This is a genomic window from Pseudomonas protegens (assembly GCF_003732485.1).
GTDB classification, from domain to species: domain Bacteria; phylum Pseudomonadota; class Gammaproteobacteria; order Pseudomonadales; family Pseudomonadaceae; genus Aquipseudomonas; species Aquipseudomonas protegens_B.
Window position 1 is genome coordinate 91,730 of the sequence record NZ_MOAK01000089.1, and the last position, 6,007, is coordinate 97,736.

The following is a 6,007-nucleotide window of genomic DNA, read 5'->3' on the forward strand; positions in this document are numbered from 1 at the left end:
CTCGCCTGGCTTTTCGTCAAGCGCCAGCGTCGTTTAGTCGATCCGTTGCTGGACCTGAGCCTGTTTTCAGACAGGGAATTTTCGGTCGCGCTGATCGTGCTGTTGTTCGCTCTGGTTGCGGTAGGCGGCACGATGCTGCTGGTTGCCCAGTATCTACAGTTGGTGGCTGGCCATTCACCTTCAACCGCAGGACTGTTGATGGGCTTGGCGGCGTTGGCCATGATTACCGGCGGCACCGGTGCACCGCTCGTGGCTCGGGTAATTCGGCCAGGGTTTGTGGTCGCGGGTGCATTGGCGCTGTCTGTTGTGGGCTATCTGCTGCTGACGCAGTTGGGCTCTGACGCAGGCGGCGGGACGTTGGCGGTTGCTGCTCTGGCATTGGCGTATTTGGGCAACGGTACTATCGCGGCGCTTGGAACCGAGCTGGTGGTTGGCGCTGCGCCAGCAGAGAAAGCGGGATCGGCTTCGGCGATGACCGAGATGGCGCAGGATCTGGGAATATCCTTGGGTATCGCTTTGCTCGGGAGCATTGCCAGCGCGGTCTATCACCGTTCGATGCTGGATCATCTGCCAAGTGATCTTGAGACGGTAACGCGCGAAGCTGTCATTGACAGCTTGTGGGCAGCATCGTCCCTCGCATCGGAGTTGCCCATTGGCTTGATGGAGCAGGCACGGGCGGCATTCATGGCAGGATTGCATGGTGCCGCGATCTTCAGCGCAGCGAGCGTTGCTGTGCTGACCGTGCTGTCTGCCGTGTCCTTGCGCCATGTGGGCGCGACTGATCCGAGGTCTGAGGGGGCAGGGAGTGCGTGATTGCATGAATCCCTTTGTGCGGATGCAGCAGTGTCACTCCAAGTAGATGGTTTTGGCCGAATCGTACGCCGGTGCATCGAAGCTGATGAATAGCGCCGATTGCTGGCCTTCGACGTAGTACTTGTGTGGGACATTCTGCGGAATGGAAACGTAATCGCCTTTCTTCAGGATGCGATCTTCAGTCGGGGTAACGACCCGCGCACTACCACTGAGAAGGATCAGTGAGTGATCAGCGTCAGGGTGGCTGTGGTTTTTCAACTCGGAGAACATCTCCACGAGATTCACGCGCTTGTCCGGTGTCTTTATCAACGTCCAGCCGCGGTCACTGGGGTCGTTCCAACTGGCGGGGCTGGACATCACCGATTGTTGTGTCTTGACGACAGGAGTGGGGCCTGCAGTAGTCGGGGCGAAATCAAGAGCCGTGGCCTTTGCCATGTCGATGGCGGGGACATCAAACCCCATTAGCAGGACTTTCTCTTGGTCCAAAGGCGTCATCTGGTAGGCCTGTCCGGGAGGGATCGCCACGTAATCGCCTGGTGTCAGGGAGACTTCCCGGTCGGCGAAACGGAACTGTACGCGGCCTTGCAAGACGATCAGCGTGTGCTCACCAGTGTCATGCCTGATGACCGGTGTTTGCTGGTCGAGCTGGACCAACGTAGTGCGCGATGAAGCGGTTTTGTGCATTTCCCAAATATGCTGGCCAAGCACGGCTTCGTCCGCCGGGCCCATCATCAAACCATCACGCTCAACCAGCAGCAATTTATCACTGGCAAAGACTGGCATTGAAAGCAGTAACACCCCGCAGACCAACTGTAACTGTCGTGCAACAACACTGAGACTGGGCATTTTCACACCTCTTCACTGGATGATGTCGTGTGGGGGGAAGTGGAGCGCAATAGTGGATTCAACCCGCTACGCAGGACCCGGCTGTGCAGTTCGCGGCCTAGAGCGGCTTCGCATTCAGCGGCGACATCGAGTAGACGGTCCAGGTCTATCCCGGTTCGCACGCCCATCGACTCCAACAGGTTGACCCAGTCTTCGGTACTGACATTGCCGGTATGTCCGCCGCCATACTTGACCTTGGCCGGATGACCGCCGACACCACCGAAGGCGCAGTCGTAATAGGTTACCCCTGCTTCCAGGGCAGCAACGTAGTTCACCAGTCCGGTCGCACGGGTATCGTGGAAATGGGCGATCGGAGTGATCTCTGGAAACGAAGCCAGAACGGCACCGAACAAACGCTTGACGCTCTGCGGAGTCGCGACACCGGTGGTATCGCCGAGGGTGACAAATTTCACGCCGCGCTTAGCAAACTGCTCAACGTCCGCCAGTACATCTGCTTCGCTCACGCGACCTTCAAACGGACAGCCAAAAGCCACGGAAATAGTACCGATCATGCGAAATTGGTTGAGGGCCTTATCAGCCATCTGCTCAATGTTCAGCCATTGATCCTCTCGGCTGCGCTTGAGATTTTTCAGTGAGTGCGACTCAGATGCGGACACCAGCAGGCTGATTTCGTTGGCACCGTAACCGGATGAGAGATCGCTGATGGCTCGCTCCACCGCGCGAACGTTGGCGCAGGTCGCTTTGTAGAAGACACCGGTACGACGCTGCAGTGTAGCCAGCAAAGCGCTCGCATCGGCAAATTGCGGAATCACGGAAGGGTTGGAGTAGGAGGTCGCCTCGATCCGTTGAAAGCCGATCTCGGCGAATCGCTCCACTAATTTGCGTTTTTTTGGCGTAGACAGAAAGTCCGGTTCGTGTTGCAGACCGTCGCGGGCGAAGCATTCACACAGAATGACGTCTCTCATTGGGACTCCTGAGGTCATAACAAAACATGGTTGACATGGTGAACTAAATTTACGAGCATATGGTTAACAGTGTCAACCTGTTGCTCTGTGTTCCGTTACCACTCATGCATTGCAGATACCTGTGCAACGCCCTGCGTCCAATGCCAATTTCCGAGGAGTGATCCATGTACACCGACCTGTTGTTTTACATCGACGGCCAATGGACTGCCGGCAGTTCTGGCAACACTGCCGCTGTAATCAATCCTTCGACGGGGGAGACGATCGGGCAATTGCCATTGGCATCAAATGAGGATCTGGATGCTGCATTGGCAGCGGCTGCCAGCGGATTTGAAATATGGTCCACGACGTCTGCCTACGACCGTTCGGGCATCTTGCGTCGAGCGGCTTCGCTGGTACGTGATCGGCATGCGCTGATGGCCGAGTGCATGACGTTGGACCAGGGCAAGCCGCTGGCAGAATCGACTATGGAAGCCAAAAGCGCGGCGGATCACATTGAGTGGTATGCAGAGGAAGGGCGGCGTGCCTATGGCCGCATCGTGCCTTCACGTAATGTGGCGGTACGCCAGTTGGTGGTGCGCGAACCAGTCGGTCCGGTGGCCGCTTTCACCCCGTGGAATTTCCCGATCAATCAGGCGGTGCGCAAGATAGCAGGGGCCCTGGCAGCGGGCTGCAGCATCATCATCAAGGCACCGGAGGAGGCTCCCGGCGCCGTGATCGAACTGGTTCGCTGTTTCCACGATGCCGGTGTACCTAAGGGGGTATTGAACCTAGTGTTCGGTAACCCTGCGCACGTCTCTGATTATCTGATCAGGTCCCCGATTATCCGTAAGGTGTCCTTCACCGGATCGACTGCCATAGGCCGACAGCTCGGCGCCCTGGCTGCGTCGCATTTGAAATTGACGACGATGGAATTGGGGGGGCATGCACCGTTTATCGTGTGTGAGGATGCCGATGTGGAGGCCGCTGCCACTTTGGCTTGCATCCTGAAGTTTCGCAATGCCGGGCAGGTATGTGCCGCGCCTTCGCGTTTCTACGTGCATGAAGCAGTATTCGCCGCTTTCTCTCAAAAATTTACCGAGTTAGCAGGCCAGCTCAAGGTAGGCGACGGCTTCGATCCAACCAGTCAGATGGGCCCGTTGGCCAACGCCCGGCGTTTGATGATGGTTCAGGAGTTACTGGCCGATGCCGGTGAGCTGGGGGCGAAAACGTTAACGGGAGGGAAGCGCATTGGTGACAAAGGCCATTTTTTCCAACCGACAGTATTGGTCGATGTACCGCAACGGGCACGACTCCTCAACGAAGAGCCTTTTGGCCCTGTGGCACCGTTACTGCGCTTCAACGACCTGGATAGCGTCATTGCCCAAGCTAACAGCCTGGAGTATGGGCTGGCAGCGTTTGGCTTCACCAAATCGTTGAAAACGGCGACCGAGCTGGGTAATCGCTTACAGGCGGGAATGGTCTCGATCAACCACTTTGGCCTGGCCCTGCCGGAAACTCCGTTTGGTGGAATCAGGGCCAGTGGTCATGGAAGTGAAGGCGGAACGGAAGGCCTTGAGGCTTACTTGACGACGAAGTTCATCAGTCAGATAGGCATTTGAAGCAAGACAGCCCAAGACCACTCAGTCCACGAAAGCCGAGTGGTCTTGGGTTTTTAAATCTTTCGTGGGTGTTACTTGTTGATACGACGGTGTAGCGCTGAGATGAATATGCGGCAAGGAGTTACATTTTTTCTCTGAAAGACTTCGGTCCAGCTCAGCGAAAAACAAGATATGGTGCCAGAGCTATCGGAGCAGACGTGTTTGCGAATAGTGGCCCACAACTTGCAATGATCGATATTTTTTTTGCGGCGACTGCAATTTATTGGTAAGTAAAAAATCGCCTTTTTTCGGCTCTTCTGTAAATAGTTGTCGCATTAAAGAAATGTAGACTTCAATCCTCTCGCTATTATGTGATAACTCGCTTGTCATCGATGATGTTAAGCCGGGCTTTACTTTAATCTTAATTGGCGTCGTTTATTCGAAGTGGCTTTTAGTTTGTTTCGACGGCTAACTCATGCCACTATTTTTTTCAGCCTGATATCTGGACCGGCCGTTGCAAAGTACGCCATTGAGCAAGAACTCCCAATAAGAAAGATGAAAAGGTGGACTTGAGTATGGAGCATAATGATGGCACTTATTAATCCCAGCAGACTTCTCGCAGATCTGAGGCAGTTACGAAGTTTTGGGGCCGTCGGACCTGGTGTGGTTCGACTGTCGCTTTCTGCGGTAGACATGGAATCCCGCAACTGGCTTGCCAGTCGGATGGCAGACGCAGGTCTGGAGCCGGTGATAGATGGCGTTGGAACAGTCTTTGGACGGTCGAAAAAAAGTGGCCCAGCGCTGTTGATCGGCTCGCATACGGATACACAACCAACGGGCGGATGGCTAGATGGCGCATTAGGCGTAATCTACGGCCTTGAAATTGCTCGGGCCTTAGCTGAGAACGCAGATACGGCCCACTTGGCGATCGATGTTGCATCATGGATCGATGAGGAGGGAACGTTCTCAGCGCTTCTCGGAAGCCGCAGCTTTGTAGGCGATCCTGTAGAGGAGTCAATCGCTACTGCGACCAACCAGCAAGGCGTCCGCTTGTGTGACGCGTTGCAGGCGGCTGGTCTTGTTGATCGCCCCAGGGTTCGGCTTGATAGAAACAGGCATGTTGTATGCCTGGAACCTCACATTGAACAGGGAGGGCGGCTTGAGGCGGAAGGGAAGTCTATAGGCGTCGTTACCACAATTGTCGGTATACGCGAGTTCCGGGTCAGATTCTCTGGGCAGCGGAATCATGCAGGCACCACGCCCATGTCCATGAGGCAAGATGCCGGTGCAGCGCTTGTCGCTTTCATTGCAACGCTCGACGAAGCGTTTGCGCAAATCGCCGACGATGACACGGTGTGGACGGTTGGTCGCATTGATCTCGATCCCGGTTCACTCAGTGTTGTCCCGGGGCAGGCGGACATGTATTTGCAAATCCGCGATGCTGAAGCTGCTCGCCTGATGGCGCTTGAAGCGAAGCTGGCCCAGCTTGTTGAAGATTTCAACTTGAGCAACAAGGTGCGAGCGGAGTACGCAATGTGCGATGAGCCCAGTGACCCAGTCACCATGAACGAATCGCTACAGGGGCACATCGCGAGGGCGGCCGAGGGCGCGGTTCCTGGCCAATGGATAAGTATGCCAAGCGGAGCGGGGCACGACGCTCAGCTTGTCGCTAAACACATCCCGACGGCGATGCTGTTCGTGCCAAGCATTGGCGGTGTCAGTCACGACTTCATTGAGGACACCTCCGATGAACACATTGTTGCGGGATGTGAGGTCGCCGCTGCTGCTGCAGTCAGCATTCTGCTT

General features: G+C 55.7%; 5 protein-coding genes. 3 read left to right on the top strand and 2 right to left on the bottom strand.

Annotated features, from left to right (window positions below; genetic code table 11):
* Positions 1 to 813, top strand: an 813-nt coding sequence (locus BLX41_RS36915; RefSeq protein WP_259745465.1) for an MFS transporter, incomplete at its 5' end; no start/stop codon positions are given.
* A 33-nt stretch (positions 814 to 846) separates the two neighbouring features.
* Here the strand turns inward: BLX41_RS36915 and BLX41_RS32220 are convergent.
* Together BLX41_RS32220 and BLX41_RS32225 are read right to left on the bottom strand one after the other, a co-directional pair.
* Positions 847 to 1,659 (bottom strand): cupin domain-containing protein, encoded by an 813-nt coding sequence (locus BLX41_RS32220; protein WP_123728129.1) that lies wholly within the window; start codon positions 1,657 to 1,659, stop codon positions 847 to 849.
* 2 nt (positions 1,660 to 1,661) lie between these two features.
* Positions 1,662 to 2,624 carry a hydroxymethylglutaryl-CoA lyase gene (locus tag BLX41_RS32225; protein ID WP_123728130.1) on the bottom strand — a complete coding sequence of 321 codons (963 nt, stop codon included), beginning with the start codon at positions 2,622 to 2,624 and terminating at the stop codon, positions 1,662 to 1,664.
* Positions 2,625 to 2,788: 164 nt separating this feature from the next.
* On the opposite strand from BLX41_RS32225, the gene BLX41_RS32230 reads away from it, so the two are divergent.
* Both BLX41_RS32230 and BLX41_RS32235 read left to right on the top strand, forming a co-directional pair.
* On the top strand, positions 2,789 to 4,222 hold the full coding sequence (locus BLX41_RS32230) for an NAD-dependent succinate-semialdehyde dehydrogenase (RefSeq protein ID WP_123728131.1): 1,434 nt from the start codon (positions 2,789 to 2,791) through the stop codon (positions 4,220 to 4,222).
* A gap of 567 nt (positions 4,223 to 4,789) precedes the next feature.
* Positions 4,790 to 6,007 (top strand): Zn-dependent hydrolase (locus BLX41_RS32235; protein WP_123728132.1); only part of this gene is annotated, 1,218 nt, incomplete at its 3' end.